The organism is Bordetella genomosp. 9 (assembly GCF_002261425.1).
Classification (GTDB): domain Bacteria; phylum Pseudomonadota; class Gammaproteobacteria; order Burkholderiales; family Burkholderiaceae_B; genus Bordetella_C.
In genome coordinates this window covers 1353888-1375642 of the sequence record NZ_NEVJ01000003.1, presented here as the reverse complement: position 1 = coordinate 1375642, position 21755 = coordinate 1353888, and the positions used below count along the sequence as shown (strand labels likewise).

Here is a 21755-nt window from a genome sequence, read left to right as displayed (position 1 = left end):
CAGTGAAACCACCGGGTAAAATGCGTCTTATGTCCTCCATTGCTCCAACCAAAGGCCGCGTCGTCGTCGGCATGTCCGGCGGCGTCGATTCTTCCGTGACGGCCTGGCTCCTCAAACAACAAGGTTACGAAGTCATCGGCCTGTTCATGAAGAACTGGGAAGACGATGACGACTCCGAGTATTGTTCGACGCGCCAGGACTGGCTGGACGCCGCCAGCGTCGCCGACCGGGTCGGCGTCGATATCGAGGCCGTGAACTTCGCGGCGGAGTACAAGGACCGCGTCTTCGCCGAATTCCTGCGCGAATACTCGGCGGGTCGCACGCCCAATCCCGATGTGTTGTGCAACGCCGAAATCAAGTTCAAGGCCTTCCTGGATCACGCCATGAGCCTGGGCGCGGATCTGATCGCCACCGGCCATTACGCGCGCGTGCGGGCCGTCGAGACCCCGGACGGCACCCGCTATCAGTTGCTGAAGGCGTTGGACGGCACCAAGGACCAGAGCTATTTTCTGCACCGGCTCAACCAGGCTCAGCTGTCCCGCACGATGTTCCCCCTGGGCGAAATTCCCAAGACCCAGGTGCGCCGCATCGCCCACGAAATCGGCCTGCACAACGCCGCGAAAAAGGACTCCACCGGCATCTGCTTCATCGGCGAGCGTCCGTTCCGCGAATTCCTGAACCGTTATCTGCCGACGGCGCCCGGGCCCATCCTGACGCCCGAAGGCCAGCGCGTGGGCACCCATACGGGCCTGTCGTTCTACACGCTGGGCCAACGCAAGGGCATAGGCATCGGGGGCGTCAAGGGACGCCAGCGCGATGACGGCACCGCCGAAGCCTGGTATGCCGCGCGCAAGGACCTGCCGGGCAACACGCTCTATGTGGTGCAGGGCCATGATCATCCATGGCTGCTGTCCCGCTCCCTGGCCGCGCAGGACGCGAGCTGGATCGCCGGCCATCCTCCGGCCGGCGGGGACTATGCCGCCAAGACGCGCTATCGCCAATCCGATGCGGCATGCACGCTGCGCGGCGCCGAAGGCGGCGCTTTCACGCTGGACTTCCCGCAAGCGCAGTGGGCCGTCACGCCGGGCCAGTCGGCTGTGCTTTACGACGGTGACATTTGCCTGGGAGGCGGTATCATCGCGTCCCAATGATCATAACGATGGGAGCGGGACGTGGATATTCCGATGTTGATTTGCCTGTTGCTGCTGGGGGCGGGCGCAGGTTTCGCGGCGGGTCTGCTGGGGATCGGCGGGGGCATGGTGCTGGTGCCTTTCCTGACGATGATCTTCGGCTGGCAAGGCATGGACGAGGACCTCATCGTGCACGCCGCCATCGCCACGTCGATGACGTCTATCCTGTTCACCTCGGTTTCCAGCGTGCGCGCCCATCACGCGGCGCGCGCGGTGATCTGGCGCATCGCCTTCGCCATGGCGCCCGGGCTGATCGTCGGCGGGCTGCTGGCGGGCGGGGCGGTATTCGCGGCCCTGCACACCGGCTGGTTGTCGGCCTTCTTTGCCGTCTTCGTGTTGTATTCCGGCTACTCGATGCTGCGCAACACCAAGCCCAAGCCTTCGCGCCAGATGCCTGGCGTCGTCGGCACGTCAGCCGCCGGGGTCGGCATCGGCTTCATTTCGGGATTGGTGGGGGCGGGCGGCGGCTTTCTTTCCGTGCCCTTCATGATCTGGTGCAACGTGCCCCTGCGCAACGCGGTGGCGACGTCGGCGGCACTGGGCTTTCCCATTGCCCTGGCCAATAGCACCGGCTATGTGGTGTCGGGGCTGCGCGAAGCCGGCCACACCCCGGGCATGCTGGGCTATATCTACTGGCCGGCCTTGCTGGCGCTGGTGTGCACCAGCGTGTTGACCGCGCCCTTGGGCGCGCGCGCCGCGCATACCTTGCCGGTCGCGACGGTCAAGCGCATCTTCGCCTATCTGCTTTTCGCCCTGGCTATCTTCATGGCCTACAAGGCCTGGCGCGCGTTCAGCTGATACCGCGGGCGCCGCTCACGCCGGCGTGGGCGGCGCCGTATCGATGAAGGACTGCCGCGTCGACAGCTTGTCGAACAGGCGGGCAAGGTTGGCATGGCCCGCGCGCCAGTCCAGGTCCGGGAAACGCAGAACCAGGTAGCCCAGCGCGCAACCCACGGCGACATCCGCCAGGCTGTGGTTGATGCCCATGCAATGGGCATGCTCGCCCAGGCTCTTGTTCATCGCGTCCAGGCTGGCGTTGATCTTGCCGTACTGGCGGGCGATCCATTCTTCGTTGCGGACGGCGTCCGGACGCTGCCTTTCCTTGACGATCCCCACGGCGGCATCCAGCACGCCGTCGGCGATGGCTTCCCAGCACTTCACGGCGGCGCGTTCGCGGCCGGACTGGGGAATCAGCCGGGCAACAGGGGAGAGGGTGTCGAGATACTCGACGATGACGCGGGAATCGAACAGCGCGCCGCCGTCTTCCATGACCAGGCAGGGCACCTTGCCCAGCGGGTTGTATTGCTGGATCTTCGTCTCGGCGGACCAGACGTCCTCGAGTTCAAAGCGGTAATCCAGTTTCTTCTCCGCCATGACGATCCGTACCTTACGTACGTACGGGCTAGTAAGGGAGCCTATCAGTTTCATGGATGCACGGTCATAGTCGGAAAGCGGGCGGCAGTATAGCAGGATGATGCCACGGCGGAACGCGGCTGACGCGACCGGCGGGCCGCGGCCAGGGGGCCGGAACCGCGGATGATAAAATCGCGCCGCTTTTCCGCGGTTTTCAATACTCGTTCCGGTTCTTTACCCTGCTCATGCATATAGCCCCCGCCCTCAGTTCGCTCAATGCGCTGTCCCCCCTGGACGGCCGATACGCCTCGCGCGGCGACGCCCTGCGCGGACTGCTGTCCGAAGCCGGTTTCATGGCGCACCGCGTCGAAGTGGAAGTGGCCTGGCTGGCTGCCCTGGCCGACGCCGGACTGCCCGAGTTGCCCCGCTTTTCCGCCGATGCCCAGGCACGCCTGCGCGCCATCGTCGACGGTTTCACCGAAGCCGACGCCGCCCGCATCAAGGAAATCGAGCGCGTCACCAACCATGACGTCAAGGCGGTGGAGTACTGGCTGAAGGAAAAGGTGGCCGATCACGTCGAGTTATCCCGTGCCGCGGAGTTCATACATTTCGCTTGTACTTCGGAAGATATCAACAACACCTCGCATGCGCTCATGTTGTCGCGCGCCTGCAACGGTGTTTTGGTCCCGACACTGCAGAAAGTGCGCGACAAGCTGGCGGCGATGGCCGTCGCCTATGCCGACCAGCCCATGCTGTCGCGCACCCATGGCCAGCCCGCCAGCCCGACCACGCTCGGCAAGGAATTCGCCAATGTCGCCGCGCGGCTGGGCCGGGCGCTGGACGCCATCCGCGCGGTGCAGCCGCTGGCCAAGCTGAACGGCGCCACGGGCAATTACAACGCCCACCTTTCCGCCTATCCGGAAGTCGACTGGCCGGCGTTCAGCCAGCGCGTCCTGCAAGGTCTGGGCCTGACGCAGAATCGCCACACCATCCAGATCGAGCCGCATGACTGGATGGCCGCCTTGTTCGACGCCGTGGCGCGCGCCAACATCATCGTCCTGGACCTGGACCGTGACGTATGGGGCTATGTGTCGCTGGGGTATTTCAAGCAGCGCCTGAAGGAAGGCGAGGTCGGCTCGTCGACCATGCCGCACAAGGTCAATCCGATCGACTTCGAGAACTCCGAGGGGAACATCGGCCTGGCCAACGCCATGCTGCGCCACCTGGCCGACAAGCTCCCCGTCTCGCGCTGGCAGCGCGACCTGACCGATTCGACGGTGCTGCGCAACCTGGGCGTGGCGTTCGGCTACTGCATGGTGGCATGGGATGCCTGCTTGCGGGGGCTGGACAAGCTCGAGGTCAATACGGCGGCGATCGACGCGGACATCGACGGCTGCTGGGAAGTCCTTGCCGAACCCGTCCAGACGGTGATGCGCCGCTACGGCCTGCCGCAACCGTATGAGCAGTTGAAGGCGCTGACCCGGGGCAAGGGCATCACCCAGTCCGCCTTGCGAGAGTTCATCCAGGGCCTTGCCCTGCCCGAGGACGCCAAGACGCGGCTGCTGGACATGACGCCCCGTTCCTACATCGGCCTGGCGGCCGACCTGGCCCGGGCATTGTAAAAAAGTCATCCTCCTGTGCAAAGGCCGGCAAACTTGCCGGCCTTTTTGTTTGCCTGTCCGCCTGTGATGTCCAGGAACGTTGCATTTCCTAAAGGCTTTGTGTCTGTGCGATTCGCCAGCATTGCCGCTGATTAACCACGTCCCTAATTCCCAGAGCGCTCCGGGCCGACCCGCTTCCCAGGGAAACACGCGCTGAATGACCTCAGGCACGCTGCTTGCGATACCCCCGGCAACAACCTGTTGGGCGATACGCAATGGAAGTTTTCGCAAAAACCTTCAACGCTTGGGGCGCAACCCTTACCGTGGATCCGGATGGGCAAGGCCGATACAGCTGGAAGATCCTGATCGAGGACCGCCGCCTGGGCGAGCCGCGCGTGCAGTGCATCGAGTCTCCCGTGGGATTTCCTTCGGTCGACGAAACGATCCTGGACGGCCGTGCCGCACTGGAAGAGCTGGAGCCCGCGCCTTTCCCGTCCGATACCTGAAGCATTTCCCGCGCCGGCCCGCCGCGGGCGAGCCGGCGTACACCTCTGTCCTGCCTTTTACCGCCTTAGTTACCCAAATTGGAGAAGAAAATGAGCGCCATGATGTGCCTTCCTTGCCAGAGCATTACGCTAGCAACGCCCGGACTGCAGGCCCACCAGAATCTGGTGCATGAAGGCTTTGTGCGCCCCACGGAAAAGCGCCGTGAAAACCATCGGGAAGATCGCTTTCGCTGTTCCTGCTGCCATACCCAATGGATACGCGAAACGGATCGTTGGGGTATGGATCTGGGTTTTCGCCTGGCGCCGATCCAGGGTGGCGCCAAGCCGCAATATACGCCCGCCGAAAATACGCCGCGTGCTGGCGTGAGGGTTTATCAGGTACCCGCGTCGACGCCCGCTTTGTATTGAATTCAATGCAATTCAGTATCGGGGCGCGCCGGGTCGTAGCCTAAAAGCTGCAATGCGGCTTCGTATGCGGGAGTATCGGCGCACAGGAAAACGGCGATGTCTCCTGGATTGATATTGTCCAGGACATCGCCGATCTGTTCGGCCGCCGTCTCCGGGCCGCTTACCGCGGTGGCGTGGATCTGGCCGCCTGCTTCGACCTCCGAACGCGGCACGATATCGGCGATTACGTCCAGGTCGGGCGGGCTTACCACGACGTAGCTGCGGATGAACTCGCCATCCAGCGTGGTGCGCAGGACAATACCGGAAGCCAGGTCGCCGGTGTGGGCACTGATAATGCTCATGATTAACCTTTTACTGCCGTGTCGGCATTATGAAGTGGGGCGGGTGGTCTATATGGCGGACGGTTGCCGCGGAATAGCCGAGTCGTATTCAAGCCGCAAAGCGCGCGCCCGCTGCAGAGCAATTCCTATTCGTTCCTTCTTCACAATGTTCATGTGCAACGCTGCGTAAGAGCGGCGCCGCCGTATGCGCTGCGATGTAGCAATTGGTTTCACATCGCGGCGTGCACCCGGGAAAATGTTTTGACTTAAATGAACGCCACGTTCATAGTGTCGTTGAGGTTTTCAAGCAGCGCGATCTGTGTACAGTTCAGAGTTCTTCCCGGTCTCCGCTATTGTTCTTGGCCCTAGCTTGAATCTCTCGTATCCCGGGCCTCGTGCCCATTGTAAATGCAAGGAAATTCGGTATGGAAACCGGCGTCGTCAAGTGGTTCAACTCTGAAAAAGGTTATGGCTTTATCACCCCCGAGTCGGGCGGTAAGGACCTGTTCGCGCACTTCTCCGAAATCCAGGGCAACGGCTTCCGTTCCCTCGAAGAGAACCAGCGCGTGCAATACGAAGTGGCCACCGGTCCCAAGGGTCCGCAAGCTACGAAGATCAGGGTCATGTAATGCTTCGGGCATGAATTCTTGACCAGAAAGCCCCGCCTCGTGCGGGGCTTTTTGTTGCCAGCCTCCTTGATCTCTCCACCCGTTCCTCCGCGATAATGCGCTCTTCGATCGCGTAAGGAGCGCGGAAATGATGACAAGCGGCACCTTGGGGGCGGCCCTGAGCACCGCTATCTGGTCGGCCATCGCAGGCGCGGCTTGGGCGGGCACCGCCGCGCGGCTGCTGCGGCAGACGCGCTTCGCGCGCGTGCGGGTCGGACTCGCCGACCTGGCGGGATGGCTGCTGATCGTAATGATCCCGCAAGGGCTGCGATTGTGGGGGCCGTCGTCGCTGGTGCAGCGCTACCTTCCGCATACGTTGACCGTGATCGAGCTGAATCTGCTGGTGCGTATCGCCGCGGTGTGCGGGCTGCTGGGCATCTGTGTGGCCATTCTCTATCGCAAGCTGGACAAGATGATTTACCCGGGACCGCAAGCCTAGGGCTCGCCGGACCCGGGAGCCCGGGACGAAACAAAAAGCCCCCACGCGAAGGTGGGGGCTTTTGAGCATTCTTTGGTGGCGCATCCCTGATTCGAACAGGGGACCTGCGGATTATGATTCCGTCGCTCTAACCGGCTGAGCTAATGCGCCTTGAGGAAAGAACGCGATTCTAGCATGGCGATTTGCCGTTTGCCAAATCCGCTCAGGCGTCCCGTGCCAGCCGCAGACCCGAAAACTGCCAGCGCGCATCGGGCGGGAAGAAGTTGCGGTACGTGGCGCGGATGTGCGACCGCGGCGTGGCGCAGGAGCCGCCGCGCAGCACGTACTGGTTGCACATGAACTTGCCGTTGTACTCGCCGACCGCGCCGGCCGCGGTCGCGAAACCGGGGTAGGGCTCGTAAGGGCTGGCCGTCCATTCCCAGACGTCGCCGAACATCTGCAGCGGCGCGTTCGCCGGGCCCGCCGTGGCGGCGCGCGGGTGGAAGTGGCCGGACTCCACCAGGTTCGCCTGCGTGTCCATGGGATCGATCGCTCGCGCGACCTGCTCCCATTCGGCTTCCCTGGGCAGGCGCGCGTCGGCCCAGCGGGCGTAGGCGTCCGCCTCGAAATAACTGATGTGGGTAACGGGGGCGTGCGGGTCTATCGGCTCCATGCCGCGCAGCGTGAAGGCCTGCCATTCGCCGTCGACGTCTTCCCAGTAAAGCGGGGCCTGCCAGCCCTGCGTACGCACGGTGTCCCACCCCAACGACAGCCAGAGTTCCGGGCGGGCATAGCCGCCGTCCTTCATGAAGTCCAGGTATTCCCCCTGGGTGACGGGCCGCCGGGCAAGCTTGAACGGCCGCAGCAGCACCTGGTGCGCCGGCGTCTCGTTGTCGAAGCAGAATCCCGTGCCTTCATGGCCCAGCGGCACGATGCCGCCAGGATGGTCCAGCCAGGATTGCGACGTGACCGACACCAGCGGGGCGCCGGTCGTCCTGGGCGCCGCCGTTTCGGCGTACGCGGGCCGCAGCGCGTTGCATGACAGCAGGTGCTTGACGTCGGTAAGGATCAATTCCTGATGCTGCTGCTCGTGGTGCAAGCCGAGTTCGACCAGCGCGGCGATTTCCGCATCATGGCTGATGCGAGGAATCAGGCGCGCCATGCCCGCGTCGACATGCGCACGATAGGCGAGTATGTCCTCCAGCGGCGGCCGCGTGAGCAGGCCTCGCTGCGGCCGTGGATGCCGCTCGCCGATGGCGTTGTAGTACGAGTTGAACAGGAAGCCGTAACGCGGATGGAAAACCGGATAGCCCTGCAGGTGCGGCTGCAGCAGGAAGGTTTCGAAGAACCACGTCGTATGCGCGAGATGCCATTTGACCGGGCTGGCGTCCGGCATGGACTGGGCCTGGCAGTCCTCGGCGCTCAGCGGTGCGGCCAGCGCCTGGCTGGCATCACGCACGGTCTGGTACTGCGCGAGGAGGGGCGAGCGGGTCTGGTCCGCGGGTAGGGTCGTGCGCGTCGCGATTTGAGGTGTGTCCATGCTATTTCGTGTGTTGCCGCAATGGGTTCAGGCGCGGGCACAGAATACCGCGAACCATTCGCGCGCATCGGTCCAGTAGCGGATCTGGCCGAAGCCCGCGCGCGCCAGCATTGCCTTGAATGCGTGCGGCCGGTATTTGTACGAATCCTCGGTGTGGATGTTTTCGTGCTGCTCGAAGCGTCGTTGGCCGCCGGGCCACGTCACCGTCGTCGCGACGCGGGCGCGTAGATGCATCTCCATGCGCGAACGCGCTTCGTTGAAGCACGCCACATGACGCCATTGCGTCGGATCGAAATTGGCGCCCAGGATCCGGTTGACGTGGCGCAGCATATTCAGGTTGAAAGCCGCGGTGACGCCCACCGCATCGTCATAGGCCGGTTCCAGTATCTCGCGCGCCTTGACCAGATCGACGCCGATGACCAAAGCACCGTCGACACACTGGCGGCGAATACTGGCCAACAGGTCGGCCGCTTGCGCCGGCGGCAGGTTGCCGATGCTGGACCCCGGATAAAAGAAGGTGCGTTGCTCGGGATGAACGTCGTCCGACAGGGTCAGGTCGTTGAAGAAATCCATGCCCAACGCGGTGATGTCCAGTTCCGGATAATGGTCCGCGATACGCTTGACGGCCGCTTTCAGGTAATCGACAGAGATATCGATGGGCACGTAGTGCGTGGGGTGCATGTGCGCGAGCAAACGTTCGGCCTTGGCGCAGTCGCCGGCGCCCAGGTCGATCAGGGTCCGCGTCGGGCCGGCGTGCGCAACGATCTCGGCCGAATGACGGGCGAAAATCTCGTTCTCGCAACGGGTGGGGTAGTACTCGTCCAACAGGGTGATGGCGGTGAACAGGCTGGAGCCCAGTTCGTCGTAAAGGAATTTGGGGCTGATTTCCGCTTGTGGCTTCGCAAGTCCTTCGAGCAACTCTTTTCTTACCGTTTCGGTGTTCTCTACATGGCCCTGGTGAAAGCGCGGTTCCGCGGATCGTGCCTCGGGGGCCGCGACGGACGTGGCGGTTTCGGGCAGGGAAGAGGGCGAATACGAGGGAGAACGCATGCGAAGTCCTTGTCGGAAGCTGATGCCGGCCAAGCTCGATCGTGAGCAACCCTCGTTCCCAGAGGGGGCGCGCCGGGGATGTGGCATTACTGTCGCGCTGAAATAGCGCTTTACCTGTCGTTGCGATTGCAAAGGGCTCTGGCCATCGCCAAGCTCGACAATGGGCCATACGGTACGCCGTCCCCTTTGTCACCTGCAAGGGTTTTTTCCAAGGAGAGACCATGAACTCGAACTCCCATAGCGCAGAACTCCTGGCAAGCAAGGACAGGGTCACGACCAGCCTGAGAGAGCTGATGGCCGGAACGGAAGAATTGCTCCGCTCCACGGCCTCCTACACCGGAGAAGAAGTGGAGCGCGCCCGCCAACGCCTGAAGACGCAGCTGGAGAATGCGCGGACCATGGCGGGATCGTGGGAAAACACCGCCGCCGAGCGCTATCGGGTGGTCGCCGACGCCACGGACGAATACGTTCATGAAAATGCCTGGAAGTCGATAGGCATCGCCGCCCTCGTGGGTTTGCTGCTGGGCGCCTGCCTGTCTTCGGGCGGCGATCGTCGTTGACGTGATCGCTGCCACGACCACGAGACGTCATCATGCCTGTGATACTGGTCGCACGATTCGAAACCTTGCCGGACGCCGCTAGCGCCGCGCACGCCCTGGTGGGTGACGGCTTTCGCGAGGACGCCGTCTGCGTTTTCCGCGCCGCGGAAAGCGAGCGCTGGCCAGGGCAGCTCGTGCACGCCGCCATGGCGCGCGCGGCGGCCCTGGGCGCGGCGGGCGCTGCGGTCGGCGTCGCCGCGGCGGTGGCGATGAACGTGCCGGACGCCTACATCGTCCTGGTGGCCGCGGTGGGCGCCTTGTTCGGTTACCTGGTGGCGACATTGTTCGCGCGGTTCGAACGTCGTCGGTACAGCGACGGGCGCCTGCCCACGCAGGCTGCATTCGTCGCCGTGGTGACCCAGGCCGGGCAGGAGGACAAAGGCGCCCAATTGCTGCGCGATGCCGGCGGGCGCAGCATGGAGCGCCTGCGTCAACGCCATATCGTGGCGGATTTGATCCGAGGCCGCGAGGACATGCGAACCTCCCTGCGGACCGGATTTCCGATTTGAACGAGTACGGGAGACTACGATGAAAGCCGGACGCACCGACGAACATGACAAGCCCGCGGACGCGCAGGCCACCGATCAGCCGCAATCGAAGGGCCGCGAGGGGCCGCAGCGCGTCGCGCATGAACTCGATAAGCAGCAGGATTGGGACAAGGCGGCGCAGGACCGCGGGTATCAGCCCGGAGACCAGGGCGGATACAAGGGCGACTACGACCAGGGCAAGTACGAGACACGCGATTTCGGCTTTCCCAAGAAAGAGGACGCCGAGCGCCGTGTCGGCTCGCGGCAGGCCGCGCCGTCCGAAGCGACCTCGGCCGATAACAAGAAAAAGTAGGGAAGCCAGCCGCTGTCGCGCGCGCGGCGAATCCGCGCCCCTCCAGACTCAATAGGATCGACACTACAGCCGCCCCGATCGATGCGGACACGACGGGGCGGTGCTTGCATCGTTCCGCATAAAAAGAAAAACGATATGAAACGGTTATGGCGAGCCGGCTGGCTCGTGGTGGTTGTTTTTGCCCTGGGCGCTTGCGCCACCGTGCCCGATACCGGCGACGGTGCAATGCCACGCGATCAGATACGGATCGCGACCGATTCCGGTTGGCTCAGCTATCAACGCAGCCAGGCCATCGTCAAGGGGCTGGAGAAAGCAGGGCCCCCTTCGACGCATTTCGAGCCGGGCGACATGGATGCCCAGACCGCCGGCTTTCTGGCGCGCCACCTGCAGGTGGAAGAAGCCATCAGCGGGTCGCCCCTGACCGCCGGCAACAGCGTCGAGCTGTTGGCCGACGGGCCCAGCACCTACCGCGAAATGCTGGCCGCCATACGGGGCGCGCGCCAGTACGTGCACATGGAAAGCTATATCTTCGACGCCGACGAAGCCGGGCAGCGGTTTTCGGACGCCCTGATCGCGAAGCGGCGTGAAGGCGTGCCGGTCGCGTTGATGGTGGATGGCGTCGGTACCCTGAGCACACCCAAGGCCTTCTTCGACCGGATGCGGGACGCTGGCGTACAGGTGGTGGTCTTCAATCCCATCAATCCCGTCGAGGCTCGCGCGGGTTGGTCGCCCAACAATCGCGATCATCGCAAGCTGCTGGTGGTGGACGGCAAGACCGGATTCCTGGGCGGCATCAACATCAGTGGCGTGTACGAGTCTTCGCCGTCGTCGGGCTCGTCGGCGTCGATACTGCGTGGAAGCTCGGCCGACGCGGACAATGCGCCCGACCCCAAGGAAGCGCCCTGGCGGGATACGCAGATACGCGTGCAAGGACCCGCGGTGGCCGAGATCGAACGGGTCATGCAGGCGGGATGGGAAAGCCAGCATGGTCCGCCGCTGGACCCGCGCGAGTTTTATCCGCGAGCCGATCGCCAGGGCGATCTGCTGGTGCGCATCATCGCCAACCGCCCGGGCGATCGCGACGGCTACACGCTTTACCTGACCTTCATGTCGGCGATACAGAGCGCGCAGCGGTCCATCCATATCACCATGGCGTACTTCGTTCCGGATCCGGCCTTCGTGCGCGCGCTGGCCGACGCCGCGCGCCGCAACGTCGATGTGGCGATGGTCCTGCCCGGTTTCAGCGATTCTTCACTCGTGTTCCACGCGGGACGTTCGTACTACTCCGAGCTCCTCGAAGCGGGCGTAAAAATCTACGAGCGGCGCGATGCGTTTTTACACGCCAAGACCGCGGTGATCGATGGCGTCTGGTCGACGGTGGGATCGAGCAATCTGGATTGGCGCAGCTTCGCCCTGAACTACGAACTGAATGCCGTGATCATCGGCCCGCGTTTCGGCCGACAGATGGAAGGTCTCTTTGCCGACGACGTGGCGCACGCGCAGCGTATCGAGCCGGATGCGTGGAAAGACCGCGGCATCCGCGATCGATTCATGGAGTCCATCTCCAGGATGTTCGAACGCTGGCTTTGAAAAAACGGCCGGCATGATTGAACAATGAGATGCCGATTCGGTGAATCAGCGGCGGCAGAAAAGAAAAACGGCCAGCGCAATGCTGGCCGTTTTTGCATGTGAGACCGGTACTGCTTACTTGCCGTAGCGGGTCTTGGCGTCGGCCATGCAGGTGTCCTTGGCATTGCCGGACATCGTGTCGCACTTGGCCTTGGCGACGTCGTAGTCGTTATCACGCTTCTTCTTGGTGGCGTCGTGGCGCGATTCGGCCTGTTCCTTGGCTTGCTTGGCGTCGGCCTTGGCGTTATCGCGCGTGGCCTTGGCTTGCTTCTGGCACACGTCCTTCTGATCGCCCTTCAAGCCATCGCACTTCTTTTCGTCGGCCTTGTACTGTGCATCGATTTCCTTGTTGGTCATCGGCGCCTGCGCTTGCGCGTAGGCAGTGAAGCTGACGGCGGGGATGCTCAAGGCAATGGCGCTCAGCGAAAGTTTGATCACGTTCATGATGCTTACTCCTTTGTTTATATCAGGCGTCTGCCCGGTCCACGATTGGACCTGGCTGCTGTACCGCAAGCGGTGTACCTGAGCATTGCGCGAACGTGATGTGTCATGGGCATAGGGTTTGCTGTACCACGGGTCCTTACTCGCCACACTTGATAGGAGAGCAGAATGAAGATCAGCCGACTCACCTCCATGTTGATTCTTGCCGCGGCCTGCGGCTCCGGTGCTGCGCTGGCGCAGCAGAACGCGCCGACCACGCCGTCGACGACGCCCAACGATACGACCGCGACGCCGCCCAACAACGACAAGGTGCCGCCCGGCACGCCCGCCCCGGCGCCGTATGCGTCGCAACCGTCCGGCACCGCGCCGGTCAATCGCGACACGTCGGGTAGCGACCTGCGCAAGGAAAGCGAGCCGCGCCTGCCTTCCGACATGAAGAACACCAACGTGTCGCCGACGCAGGGTGGCGGTGCGCCCTATACCGATACGGGGAAGCGTTAATCCGCCATGTGCCCTGCGCTGCCGTCCGGCGGCGCAAGGCATTGAAAACGGGGCGCCGCGGCGCCCCGTTTTCATTTGCCGCCTGTGTCGTCGTCGCGTCGTCGTGATGACGTGACGACGCGGCGCGCGCCCCTGTGCCGGCAGCTTCAGTACTGACGGCGCATGTCGGCGGGCGGATACTTCAACTGCCCGCGATACTTGGAGACCGTGCGGCGCGCGACGACCACGCCCTGCTGGCCCAGCAGGTGGGCGAGATCGACATCCGACAGGGGAGTCGAGGCATCTTCGCCATCGATCATTTCCTTGATCAGCGCCCGCACGGCAGCGGCCGAGCAGCTGCCGCCCGTATCGGTATAGAGCTCGCGCGAGAAGAAGTGCTTGAATTCGAAAATCCCGCGCGGCGTTGCCATGTACTTGTTGCTGGTCGCGCGCGAGACGGTCGACTCGTGGATCTCCAGCTCATCCGCGATTTCCCGCAGCATGAGCGGACGCAGGGCGATTTCGCCATACTCGAAAAACGTCTGCTGCCGCAGCACGATGGCTTCGGCGACGCGCTGGATGGTGCTGTAGCGTTGCTCCACGTTGCGGATCAGCCAGCGGGCTTCCTGCAGTTCCTGCGCCATGGGCGAGCGGTCGCTGTAGCGTGCATTGCGGAACAGGTCCGCGTACGCGCGATGCAGTCGCGCGCGCGGCATCGCCGCGCGATTGGGCGTGACGATCCATTGGTTGTTGAACTTCTGCACAACGACGTCGGGTACGACGTAGCTTGAGTCGTCTTGCGCGTAGCGCAGTCCGGGGCGAGGATCCAGCCGGCGGATCAGCGCGCAGGCTTCGCGCATCGCGTCGTCGCTGCATTGGCAGGCGCGCACCAGGCCCGAGAAATCGTGCTTGCCCAGGCGTTCCAGCTCATGCTCGACGATGTGCAGCGCCAGATCGCGGCCCGGGGTGTCGCCGTCCATCGCGACCAGCTGCAGCTTCAGGCACTCCGCCAGGTTGCGCGCGGCCAGGCCGGGGACATCCAGCTGCTGCACCAGCTTCAACGCGACTTCCCATTCTTCGCGTTCCGGCGGCGGGTCGAATACGCCTTCCCCCGCGAGTTCGGTCAGGTCCGTGCGCAGGTAGCCTTCTTCGTCGAGTCCTTCGATGATGTATTCCGCCATCAGCCGGTCGCGCTCCGCCAGGCGATAGCTGCAGAGTTCGCTGCACAGGCGGTCGCGCAGATCCTCGGTACTGCGCGCCCATTGGCCGACGTCGCTGTCGCCGTCGCCGGAGGCACGTGCGGCCGGGTAGTCGCCCGAGTACTCGGATTGCATGTCGGGAAGCTCAGGCAGTTCGATCACGACTTCCGGCGGCGCCTCGGTGATCGCGGGCGCCTGCAGCTCGGCCGTGCTGGCCAGGGTGTCGTTCAGCACAGCGTCCGTATGGGTGGCCGTGCTGCTGGCGGCGTCCGAGCCTGCCGTGTCGTCGTCGCCTTCTTCCAGGAAAGGATTGGTTGCGAGCGCTTGCTCGATTTCGCGGGTGAATTCCAGCGCGGACATCTGCAGCAGTTTCACCGATTGCTGGAGCCGCGGCGTCAGGCTGGTCTGCTGACGCGCCCTGAGTTCGTACGTGGCTTGATGTGCCAATTGCTGTCTCCGTTTAACTGCAGGGATGAAACGTCCATCCCATTCAAGAAGACAAAAGCAAAGTGCGTGCCAACTTTTTGTCAGGGGGTGTGCGTGCGCCTGCGTTTTGGCAAACCCGCGTATTCATTGGGTTTTCAAGGCACGCCGTATGCTGGCCCCGGATAGTCGCGCGCGCCGAGGGTGCGTGAGGGTGGCTTCTTGCCAGACGGAATTACCAGCTCATGTAAAAGTTCCAGGCTGGTGGCTGGCCTTACGGTTTAGTGCAGGAGAGCAATATGGATCATGGCCGTGACACCGTACCGCCGCCGCGCGCCGCCGCGGCGGGATCGCCCGCCGAAACCCGCATCGTGGGATCGGCGAAGAAATCCAGCGTCGGACCAGGCCCCGAAATCATGGCGGCCGCGACGCTGGAAGGCAATGACGTGCTGAACCTGTCCGGAGAAAAGCTCGGCACCCTGCAGGACATCATGATCGACGTGCCGACCGGACGCATTGCCTACGCGGTGCTGGTACGAGGCGGGGTCATGGGGATAGGCGATAAGCTGTTCGCCATTCCCTGGGGTGCGCTGGCCCTGGATACCGATCGCAAATGCTTCCTGCTGGATATCGATCTGGAGCGGATGCGCAACGCGGCCGGTTTCGACAAGGACAACTGGCCGCGGATGGCCGACCCGTCATGGGCGGCCGGTATCCACGAATACTACGGGCAGCCCCCGTACTGGTCCTGACGCCTAACCCGTATGGGTCGGGGCGCCGCCGTCATAGGTGCCCAGCCGGTTGTACAGGGTCTTCAGGCTGATCCCCAGCGTGCGGGCCGTCAGCCGCTTGTCGCCCTGGTGGTGGGCCAGCGTGGCCAGGATCAGTTCGCGCTGGGCCTGCAATAGCGAGGTGCCCACCGCCATCTTCAGCGTGCCCTGCGCCACCTGGGCCTTGGGCTGGCGGCGCGACAGCGCCGGCCCGGCGACTTCCACCACGTTGTCGGCCAGGATGTAGGCGCGATGGATGGTGTTCTTCAATTCCCTGACGTTGCCGGGCCAGTCGTAGCCCTGCAGCGTTTCCATCGCGCGCTTGGAGAAGGTCTTGCTGGTGCCTTCGGCGGCATTGAAACCGTCCAGGAAGCGCTGCGCCAGATAGGGGACGTCGTCCAGCCGTTCGCGCAGCGGCGGCACCCGTAGCGGCACGACGGCCAGGCGATACAGCAGGTCTTCGCGGAAACGGCCTTCGTTGACCGCGGTATAGGGGTCGCGGTTGGTGGCCGCAACGATGCGCACGTTGACCTTCACGGGCTGCAGGCCGCCCACCCGGTGAAAGGTGCCGGTTTCCAGCACACGCAGCAGTTGCACCTGCATGTCCAGCGGCATTTCGGTGACTTCGTCCAGGAACAGGGTGCCGCCGCTGGCGTGTTCGAAATAACCGATGTTCTGGGCGATGGCGCCGGTGAAGCTGCCTTTCTCATGCCCGAACAGTTCCGCTTCGATCAGCGACGCCGGGATCGCGCCGCAGTTCACCGGCACGAAGGGCTGGTCTGAGCGGGTGCTGCCGCCATGGATGGCCCGTGCCACCAGTTCCTTGCCGGTGCCGCTTTCCCCGACGATCAGCACGCTGGCGTCGGTGCCGGCCACTTTGTCGATCTGCTCGGCCAGCTTGCGCATGGCGTCGCATTTCCCCATGGACGCAGGATCGGGAAAGGCGGCCGGGTCGGCGCGGCCTCCAGGGCGCGTTGCCGCGCTGGCGTTGGAACTTCCCATTTCCTTGTTGGCTCGTTTGGCTGCCGGGCGCCGGGGGCCGGCGCCCGCGATATTGTTGGGCTGCATATCTGATGAATCCTACTTACCCGGAATACTCGCCGTTGCAAGCACTTGAAAGTAGATGAAAATCTTAGCTAACTGTACGAATTGTTTACGTTTCGGTAAAACGGCGCACGATAAGCTTCGGTGCCGCGAATGGTCCGCATTATGCACCGCCCTCGCTCTTACACGCGATACAGGTCGCGCCCGGCGGAGGCTAGAATAAAAGACTCGCGGCGCGCGCATTGCGCCCCATGCTTTTATAAACCAGAAAGAAAGCGAACTTCACGGAACTGCGCATGCCACATGTTTTGATCGTCGATGACGAATCGCCAGTGCGGACCGCGCTGGCTGAAATCGTCAAGGACGAAGGGTTCACCGTAGCCCAAGCCAGCGATCTGCGCGAGGCAAAGATCCAGATCCTGCGCCAGTCGCCGGACCTGGTGCTGTCCGACCTGCAATTGCCCGATGGCAGCGGCCTGGATATTTTCCAGGCCCTGAGCTCGCCCAATGTCGATGTCGTCTTCATTACCGGCCACGCCAGTGTGGAAAGCGCGGTGGATGCCCTGCGGCTGGGCGCCATCGATTATCTGCTCAAGCCGGTCAATATCCAGCGGCTGAAAATGGTGTTGGGGCGCATGCCCCGCAACGCTGATCTGTCCCCGTGGGGAGGCCCCTTCGAGGACGAAGATCGTTTCGGCAAAATGCTGGGGCGGTCGCAGCCCATGAAGCAGCTCTACCGGCAGATCGCCAAGGTGGCCCCGACGGAGGCCACGGTATTCCTGATGGGCGACAGCGGCACGGGCAAGGAATTGGCTGCCCAGGCCATCCATGAGCTCAGCGGAAGAAAGAAAGGCCCCTTCCTGCCGGTCAACTGCGGTGCGATTTCGCCCAATCTGATCGAAAGCGAAATGTTCGGCCACGAGCGCGGCAGCTTTACCGGGGCCGACCGCCAGCACAAGGGTTATTTCGAACGCGCGGCCGGGGGCACGCTGTTCCTGGACGAAATCACCGAAATGCCCATCGACCTGCAGGTGAAGCTGCTGCGGGTGCTGGAAACCGGCTTGTTCATGCGGGTGGGCACGAACCGGGAAATCGCCAGCGACGTGCGCGTGGTGGCGGCGACCAACCGCAGCCCCGAGGAGGCCGTTGCCGAAGGCAAGCTGCGCGAAGACTTGTACCACCGCCTGAACGTGTTCCCGGTGGAGTTGCCGCCCTTGCGTGAGCGGGGCGACGACGTCATCCTGATCGCCCAGCGCTACCTGGACATGCTCAACAAGGAGCGTGGGGCGGACAAGAAATTCGCGGTGGACACGCTGGAAAGCCTGCGCAATCACAGCTGGCCGGGCAATGTGCGCGAGCTGAAGAACTACGTGCATCGCGCCTTCATCCTGGCTGACGACAACGAGATCCGCGCGGGTATCGTCCCCCTGCAGATGTCGCCGGAAAAGACCGCCACGGGTTCGCAGATCACGGTGCCGGTGGGCGTGCCGCTGGCCGACGCGGATCGGCGTTTGATTTTCGCCACGCTCGAGCAGTGCGGCGGGGTCAAGAAGCATGCCGCCGAAATACTCGGCATCAGCCTGAAGACGCTCTACAACCGGCTGGAAGAGTACGCCGCCGCGGGACACTTTCCCAAGGTGAACGGCGAAGGCGGGAAGCCGGAATCCGTGGGCCGTACCGCCAAGTAAGGTCGCGGGCAGGTCCGGGCCAGGTCCCCCCAGACCAAGGCCTTTTTCCGAGCAAGTCCTGGCCCGGCCTTGGCGATACGTCGCCAGGCCGGGTCTGCGTCTCACCCGCCGTTGCGGGTGGGGTTGGGGCGGGTGTGGGCCAGGCCGGCTTCCTCTTCGCCGACAATGCGGTCGATCGCGATATCGTCGGCCACCGGGCCGTCCGGCTCGCCTTCCACGTCGGCGCGGTCACCGGTGCCGTTGGAATCCGTATCGGTGTCCGGCGCGCCGGGGCCCAGGTCACTCGCGGAATCCGATGAGTCGCTCGGGCCCAGCGCGCGGTTGCCGTGGCCGGGCAGGGAAGCGCCCGCGAGATCGGCGTCGGGGTTATATCGTGTTGCCATGGAAGTCCTCCTGATGCGTCGAACCGCGGCATGGTGACGCCGCGCATGGCGAGCTCGACGCAAGCACTGTGCCCCGCGGCCGCCCGACGCGCGCGATCAGGCCGGCACTGCCTCGGGAGGGCTGTCGGCCAGGGCCTGCACGGTCGTGATGTCCTGGGCAGGCTGGAAGGAGTCCGCGCGCGCCATCGCCCAACCGGTCTCGAACACCTTGTGCCGAAATTTTCCTTCCAGCAGTTCGCCCGGCGCCAGCTCCGGGAAGATGGCTGACAGCAGCCGGACTTCCGATGGCGAAATGCGGCGCGCGATGTGATGCGGCCGCAGCGCCTTGGGATGCGTCAATCCCGCCGCCCCCAGCAGCTCGGCCAGTGCGTGCAGCGTATTCGCGTGGAAGTTGGCCACGCGCTGCGCCTTGTCGGGTACCACCAGGGCGCGTTGCCGCACCGGGTCCTGGGTGGCAACGCCCGTGGGGCACTTGTCGGTGTGACAGGACTGCGCCTGGATGCAGCCTATCGCGAACATGAAGCCACGGGCCGCGTTGCACCAGTCCGCGCCCAGCGCCATGGTGCGCGCCATGTCGAAAGCCGTGACGATCTTGCCGGACGCGCCGATGCGAATGCGATCGCGAAGGTTCACACCCACCAGCGTGTTGTGTACCAGGCGCAAGCCTTCGCGCAGGGGCGTGCCGACGTGATCGACGAATTCGGGCGGCGCGGCGCCGGTACCGCCTTCGGCGCCGTCGACGACGATGAAGTCCGGCGTGATGCCGGTTTCCAGCATGGCCTTGACGATGGCGAACCATTCCCAGGGATGGCCGACGCAAAGCTTGAAGCCCACCGGCTTGCCTTCGGACAATTCGCGCAGCCTGGCCACGAAGCGCATCAGGCCGATGGGTGTATCGAAGGCGCTATGTCCCGCCGGCGAGTTGCAATCCTTCCAGGGCGCCACGCCGCGCGTCGCGGCGATTTCGGGCGTCACCTTGGGGCCGGGCAGGATCCCGCCATGGCCGGGCTTGGCGCCCTGCGAGAGCTTGATCTCGATCATCCTGACCTGCGGATCGCGCGCATTGCGGATGAATGCTTCCGCCGAGAAATTGCCTTGCTCGTCGCGGCAGCCGAAATAACCGGACCCGATATTCCAGACCAGCGCGCCTCCCGGCTTGCGGTGATAGGGGCTGATGCCGCCTTCGCCCGTGTCGTGGGCGAAGCCGCCGATACGGGCGCCTTCGTTCAAGGCCGTGATGGCGTTGCCGGACAGGGCGCCGAAACTCATGGCGGAAATATTCAATGCGGACATCGAATAAGGCTGCCTGCACTCGGGCCCGCCTATCGTGACGCGGAAATCGCTGTCGGCGACGTGCGTCGGCGCCAGCGAATGGTTCATCCATTCATAACGGTCGTTGTAGACCTCTTCCTGCGTGCCGAAGGGACGCTTGTCCACCTGCTTTTTTGCCCGCTGGTACACGATGGAGCGCTGTGCCCGTGAAAAGGGCGTTGCGTTGGTATCGTCTTCCAGGAAGTACTGGCGGATTTCCGGGCGGATGGCCTCGAACAGGAAACGCAGGTTACCCAGGATAGGGTAGTTGCGACGGATGGCGTGATGCGTCTGCACCACGTCGTAGATGCCCAGGACCGCGAGCGCGCAGAGCGGGACGGCTGCCCATAGCCATGCCAGCGAGGACAGCGCGGCCAGCGCGCCGGTGCCGATCGCGCCGGCCAGGACGAATGCCAAAGTGGAAAACCTGATGGCGAACCAGGACATTTTTCTGCTTCCTGACGGATATCGGCCGCCTGTTGCCGGCCGTGGGATCGAAACGCGGCTCACCATAACAGAAAGCCGTGTCCGTCAGGCGTTTCAACTTAAACGCCACGCCAACGCCGCCAGGGTGGCCAGCAGGACGGGAACGGTCAGGACCACGCCGATGCGGAAGTAATACCCCCAGCCGATATGCATGCCCTTGCGCTCCAGGACATGCAGCCACAACAGCGTCGCCAGGCTGCCTATCGGGGTGATCTTGGGCCCGAGGTCGCTGCCGATGACGTTCGCATAGATCATGGCTTCGCGCACGGCGCCGGTCGCCGACGCGTCGGCGATGGACAGGGCGCCCACCAGGACCGCCGGCAGGTTGTTCATGACCGAAGACAGCGTCGCGGCGGCGACGCCCGCGCCGAATGCGCCGCCCCAGACACCGCCCTGCGCGCACCATGACAGGAAACTCGTCAGGTAGGCCGTCAGGCCGGCATTGCGCAGCCCATACACGACCAGGTACATGCCGAGCGAGAACACGACGATGTGCCAGGGCGCATGGCGCATGATGCGCCGGGTGCCGACAATATGGGTGCGCCCGGCGACCAGCAGCAGTCCGAGCGCGCCGCACGCGGCGATGGCGCTCACCGGTATCCCCATGGGCTCCAGTATGAAAAAGCCGGCCAGCAACAGGGCGAGCACGATCCATCCGGCGCGGAAGGTGGCCGGATCGCGTATCGCGCTGCGCGGTTCGGGAAGCTGGCCGTCGTCGTAATGGCGCGGGATGGCCCGCCTGTAGACCAGGCCCAGCATGGCCAGCGAAGCCGCCACCGCCGCGAAGTTGACCGGCACCATGACCGATGCATAGCGTGCGAAGCCGATGTCGAAGAAGTCCGCCGAGACGATGTTCACCAGGTTGGACACGATCAGCGGCAGGCTGCCCGTGTCGGCGATGAAACCGGCCGCCATCACGAACGCGAGCGATGCGCCCGCGCCGAAACCCAAGGCCAGCAGGACTTCCATGACGATAGGCGTCAGGATCAGGGCGGCCCCGTCGTTGGCGAAGAGGGCGGTGACCATCGCACCCAGCAGCACGATCAGGACGAACAAGCGCCGGCCATGGCCGCGGCCCCATTTGGCCACGTGCAAGGCGCACCACTTGAAGAAGCCCGCTTCGTCCAGGATAAGGCTGGTGATGATGATGGCGATGAAGGTGGCCGTCGCATTCCAGACGATGTGCCAGACCTCGGCTACGTCGCCGAGGTGCACCACGCCCAGCACCAGCGCCAGGATCGCGCCGCCCGCTGCGCTCCAGCCCACGCCCAGGCCGCGCGGCTGGATGATGACCAGGGCAAGGGTCAATATGAAGATGCAGGCTGCGATCATGGCGGGTTGGCGGGCAGGGTGTGAAAGAGAGCGGCGGAAGAAAGGGCGGGTGGTCTGGCACGCATTCGAATGCTGG

24 protein-coding genes and 1 tRNA gene are annotated in these 21755 nt (G+C 64.0%); 14 read left to right on the top strand and 11 right to left on the bottom strand.

What is annotated here, in order from left to right:
- Window positions 1-29 precede the first annotated feature (29 nt).
- On the top strand, window positions 30-1151 hold the full coding sequence (gene mnmA, locus CAL26_RS17360) for a tRNA 2-thiouridine(34) synthase MnmA (RefSeq protein ID WP_094848070.1): 1122 nt from the start codon (window positions 30-32) through the stop codon (window positions 1149-1151).
- 21 nt (window positions 1152-1172) lie between these two features.
- Complete coding sequence (locus CAL26_RS17355) at window positions 1173-1988, top strand: sulfite exporter TauE/SafE family protein (RefSeq protein WP_094848069.1); 816 nt, start codon at window positions 1173-1175, stop codon at window positions 1986-1988.
- A gap of 15 nt (window positions 1989-2003) precedes the next feature.
- Here the strand turns inward: CAL26_RS17355 and CAL26_RS17350 are convergent, their stop codons facing one another.
- Window positions 2004-2618, bottom strand: a complete 615-nt coding sequence (locus CAL26_RS17350; RefSeq protein ID WP_094848068.1) for a glutathione S-transferase — start codon at window positions 2616-2618, stop codon at window positions 2004-2006.
- Window positions 2619-2788: 170 nt separating this feature from the next.
- Between CAL26_RS17350 and purB the strand changes: the two genes are divergently transcribed.
- From purB to CAL26_RS17335, 3 genes are all read left to right on the top strand, one after another.
- Entirely contained in the window at window positions 2789-4165 is a 1377-nt protein-coding gene (purB, locus tag CAL26_RS17345; protein ID WP_094848067.1) for an adenylosuccinate lyase, read from the top strand.
- A gap of 254 nt (window positions 4166-4419) precedes the next feature.
- Entirely contained in the window at window positions 4420-4650 is a 231-nt protein-coding gene (locus CAL26_RS17340; RefSeq protein ID WP_094848066.1) for a hypothetical protein, read from the top strand.
- A gap of 90 nt (window positions 4651-4740) precedes the next feature.
- Window positions 4741-5058 (top strand): hypothetical protein, encoded by a 318-nt coding sequence (locus CAL26_RS17335; RefSeq protein ID WP_256988514.1) that lies wholly within the window; start codon window positions 4741-4743, stop codon window positions 5056-5058.
- Between the two features lie 2 nt (window positions 5059-5060).
- Here CAL26_RS17335 and CAL26_RS17330 read toward each other — a convergent pair whose 3' ends face one another.
- Window positions 5061-5399, bottom strand: coding sequence for a hypothetical protein (locus CAL26_RS17330; RefSeq protein ID WP_094848065.1), 339 nt, complete (start codon window positions 5397-5399; stop codon window positions 5061-5063).
- A 404-nt stretch (window positions 5400-5803) separates the two neighbouring features.
- Here CAL26_RS17330 and CAL26_RS17325 point away from each other — a divergent pair, with 404 nt between their 5' ends.
- Window positions 5804-6007, top strand: a complete 204-nt coding sequence (locus CAL26_RS17325) for a cold-shock protein (protein WP_086065836.1) — start codon at window positions 5804-5806, stop codon at window positions 6005-6007.
- 127 nt (window positions 6008-6134) lie between these two features.
- Window positions 6135-6485, top strand: coding sequence for a hypothetical protein (locus tag CAL26_RS17320; protein ID WP_094848064.1), 351 nt, complete (start codon window positions 6135-6137; stop codon window positions 6483-6485).
- 73 nt (window positions 6486-6558) lie between these two features.
- Here the strand turns inward: CAL26_RS17320 and CAL26_RS17315 are convergent.
- From CAL26_RS17315 to egtD, 3 genes are all read right to left on the bottom strand, one after another.
- A tRNA-Met gene (locus tag CAL26_RS17315) sits at window positions 6559-6635 on the bottom strand.
- 52 nt (window positions 6636-6687) lie between these two features.
- Entirely contained in the window at window positions 6688-8004 is a 1317-nt protein-coding gene (gene egtB, locus CAL26_RS17310) for an ergothioneine biosynthesis protein EgtB (protein WP_094848063.1), read from the bottom strand.
- A 27-nt stretch (window positions 8005-8031) separates the two neighbouring features.
- Complete coding sequence (gene egtD, locus CAL26_RS17305; RefSeq protein ID WP_094848062.1) at window positions 8032-9054, bottom strand: L-histidine N(alpha)-methyltransferase; 1023 nt, start codon at window positions 9052-9054, stop codon at window positions 8032-8034.
- A 221-nt stretch (window positions 9055-9275) separates the two neighbouring features.
- On the opposite strand from egtD, the gene CAL26_RS17300 reads away from it, so the two are divergent.
- The 4 genes from CAL26_RS17300 to CAL26_RS17285 all read left to right on the top strand — a co-directional run bounded on the left by CAL26_RS17300 (window position 9276) and on the right by CAL26_RS17285 (window position 12083).
- A complete protein-coding gene (locus CAL26_RS17300; protein WP_094848061.1) occupies window positions 9276-9614 on the top strand; it encodes a DUF883 family protein in 339 nt (112 codons plus the stop codon).
- Between the two features lie 32 nt (window positions 9615-9646).
- On the top strand, window positions 9647-10162 hold the full coding sequence (locus CAL26_RS17295; protein ID WP_094848060.1) for a hypothetical protein: 516 nt from the start codon (window positions 9647-9649) through the stop codon (window positions 10160-10162).
- A gap of 19 nt (window positions 10163-10181) precedes the next feature.
- Window positions 10182-10493: a hypothetical protein gene (locus tag CAL26_RS17290; protein ID WP_094848059.1), complete on the top strand. Its 312-nt coding sequence runs from the start codon at window positions 10182-10184 to the stop codon at window positions 10491-10493.
- Between the two features lie 81 nt (window positions 10494-10574).
- Window positions 10575-12083, top strand: coding sequence for a phospholipase D-like domain-containing protein (locus CAL26_RS17285; protein WP_444876511.1), 1509 nt, complete (start codon window positions 10575-10577; stop codon window positions 12081-12083).
- 114 nt (window positions 12084-12197) lie between these two features.
- Here CAL26_RS17285 and CAL26_RS17280 read toward each other — a convergent pair whose 3' ends face one another.
- Window positions 12198-12566, bottom strand: coding sequence for a hypothetical protein (locus CAL26_RS17280; protein ID WP_094848057.1), 369 nt, complete (start codon window positions 12564-12566; stop codon window positions 12198-12200).
- 165 nt (window positions 12567-12731) lie between these two features.
- Between CAL26_RS17280 and CAL26_RS28140 the strand changes: the two genes are divergently transcribed.
- Window positions 12732-13064, top strand: coding sequence for a hypothetical protein (locus CAL26_RS28140; RefSeq protein WP_143277450.1), 333 nt, complete (start codon window positions 12732-12734; stop codon window positions 13062-13064).
- Window positions 13065-13210: 146 nt separating this feature from the next.
- Here the strand turns inward: CAL26_RS28140 and CAL26_RS17270 are convergent, their stop codons facing one another.
- On the bottom strand, window positions 13211-14689 hold the full coding sequence (locus CAL26_RS17270; RefSeq protein WP_256988513.1) for an RNA polymerase factor sigma-54: 1479 nt from the start codon (window positions 14687-14689) through the stop codon (window positions 13211-13213).
- A gap of 275 nt (window positions 14690-14964) precedes the next feature.
- Here CAL26_RS17270 and CAL26_RS17265 point away from each other — a divergent pair, with 275 nt between their 5' ends.
- Window positions 14965-15417, top strand: coding sequence for a PRC-barrel domain-containing protein (locus CAL26_RS17265; protein WP_094848055.1), 453 nt, complete (start codon window positions 14965-14967; stop codon window positions 15415-15417).
- Window positions 15418-15420: 3 nt separating this feature from the next.
- Here the strand turns inward: CAL26_RS17265 and CAL26_RS17260 are convergent, their stop codons facing one another.
- Window positions 15421-16503 (bottom strand): sigma-54 interaction domain-containing protein, encoded by a 1083-nt coding sequence (locus CAL26_RS17260; RefSeq protein WP_256988512.1) that lies wholly within the window; start codon window positions 16501-16503, stop codon window positions 15421-15423.
- A gap of 272 nt (window positions 16504-16775) precedes the next feature.
- On the opposite strand from CAL26_RS17260, the gene CAL26_RS17255 reads away from it, so the two are divergent.
- The gene (locus CAL26_RS17255; RefSeq protein WP_094848054.1) at window positions 16776-18167 is read left to right on the top strand and encodes a sigma-54-dependent transcriptional regulator; all 1392 of its coding nucleotides are present in this window, start codon (window positions 16776-16778) and stop codon (window positions 18165-18167) included.
- Between the two features lie 101 nt (window positions 18168-18268).
- Here the strand turns inward: CAL26_RS17255 and CAL26_RS17250 are convergent, their stop codons facing one another.
- From CAL26_RS17250 to CAL26_RS17240, 3 genes are all read right to left on the bottom strand, one after another.
- Complete coding sequence (locus tag CAL26_RS17250) at window positions 18269-18550, bottom strand: hypothetical protein (protein WP_094848053.1); 282 nt, start codon at window positions 18548-18550, stop codon at window positions 18269-18271.
- Window positions 18551-18646: 96 nt separating this feature from the next.
- Window positions 18647-20308, bottom strand: a complete 1662-nt coding sequence (locus CAL26_RS17245) for an FMN-binding glutamate synthase family protein (protein ID WP_094848052.1) — start codon at window positions 20306-20308, stop codon at window positions 18647-18649.
- A 93-nt stretch (window positions 20309-20401) separates the two neighbouring features.
- On the bottom strand, window positions 20402-21679 hold the full coding sequence (locus CAL26_RS17240) for an arsenic transporter (protein WP_094848051.1): 1278 nt from the start codon (window positions 21677-21679) through the stop codon (window positions 20402-20404).
- Window positions 21680-21755: the final 76 nt, after the last annotated feature.

Bases quoted from the DNA above. Each gene is read 5' to 3' on its own strand.
- CAL26_RS17330 (WP_094848065.1), bottom strand. From the start codon at position 5,399: ATGAGCATTATCAGTGCCCACACCGGCGACCTGGCTTCCGGTATTGTC.
- CAL26_RS17245 (WP_094848052.1), bottom strand. From the start codon at position 20,308: ATGTCCTGGTTCGCCATCAGGTTTTCCACTTTGGCATTCGTCCTGGCC.
- CAL26_RS17250 (WP_094848053.1), bottom strand. From the start codon at position 18,550: ATGGCAACACGATATAACCCCGACGCCGATCTCGCGGGCGCTTCCCTG.
- CAL26_RS28140 (WP_143277450.1), top strand. From the start codon at position 12,732: ATGAAGATCAGCCGACTCACCTCCATGTTGATTCTTGCCGCGGCCTGC.
- CAL26_RS17260 (WP_256988512.1), bottom strand. From the start codon at position 16,503: ATGCAGCCCAACAATATCGCGGGCGCCGGCCCCCGGCGCCCGGCAGCC.
- CAL26_RS17340 (WP_094848066.1), top strand. From the start codon at position 4,420: ATGGAAGTTTTCGCAAAAACCTTCAACGCTTGGGGCGCAACCCTTACC.
- CAL26_RS17300 (WP_094848061.1), top strand. From the start codon at position 9,276: ATGAACTCGAACTCCCATAGCGCAGAACTCCTGGCAAGCAAGGACAGG.
- CAL26_RS17280 (WP_094848057.1), bottom strand. From the start codon at position 12,566: ATGAACGTGATCAAACTTTCGCTGAGCGCCATTGCCTTGAGCATCCCC.
- CAL26_RS17350 (WP_094848068.1), bottom strand. From the start codon at position 2,618: ATGAAACTGATAGGCTCCCTTACTAGCCCGTACGTACGTAAGGTACGG.
- CAL26_RS17295 (WP_094848060.1), top strand. From the start codon at position 9,647: ATGCCTGTGATACTGGTCGCACGATTCGAAACCTTGCCGGACGCCGCT.
- CAL26_RS17325 (WP_086065836.1), top strand. From the start codon at position 5,804: ATGGAAACCGGCGTCGTCAAGTGGTTCAACTCTGAAAAAGGTTATGGC.
- CAL26_RS17320 (WP_094848064.1), top strand. From the start codon at position 6,135: ATGATGACAAGCGGCACCTTGGGGGCGGCCCTGAGCACCGCTATCTGG.
- mnmA (WP_094848070.1), top strand. From the start codon at position 30: ATGTCCTCCATTGCTCCAACCAAAGGCCGCGTCGTCGTCGGCATGTCC.
- CAL26_RS17335 (WP_256988514.1), top strand. From the start codon at position 4,741: ATGAGCGCCATGATGTGCCTTCCTTGCCAGAGCATTACGCTAGCAACG.
- CAL26_RS17240 (WP_094848051.1), bottom strand. From the start codon at position 21,679: ATGATCGCAGCCTGCATCTTCATATTGACCCTTGCCCTGGTCATCATC.
- CAL26_RS17285 (WP_444876511.1), top strand. From the start codon at position 10,575: ATGCGGACACGACGGGGCGGTGCTTGCATCGTTCCGCATAAAAAGAAA.
- CAL26_RS17265 (WP_094848055.1), top strand. From the start codon at position 14,965: ATGGATCATGGCCGTGACACCGTACCGCCGCCGCGCGCCGCCGCGGCG.
- egtB (WP_094848063.1), bottom strand. From the start codon at position 8,004: ATGGACACACCTCAAATCGCGACGCGCACGACCCTACCCGCGGACCAG.
- purB (WP_094848067.1), top strand. From the start codon at position 2,789: ATGCATATAGCCCCCGCCCTCAGTTCGCTCAATGCGCTGTCCCCCCTG.
- egtD (WP_094848062.1), bottom strand. From the start codon at position 9,054: ATGCGTTCTCCCTCGTATTCGCCCTCTTCCCTGCCCGAAACCGCCACG.
- CAL26_RS17290 (WP_094848059.1), top strand. From the start codon at position 10,182: ATGAAAGCCGGACGCACCGACGAACATGACAAGCCCGCGGACGCGCAG.
- CAL26_RS17255 (WP_094848054.1), top strand. From the start codon at position 16,776: ATGCCACATGTTTTGATCGTCGATGACGAATCGCCAGTGCGGACCGCG.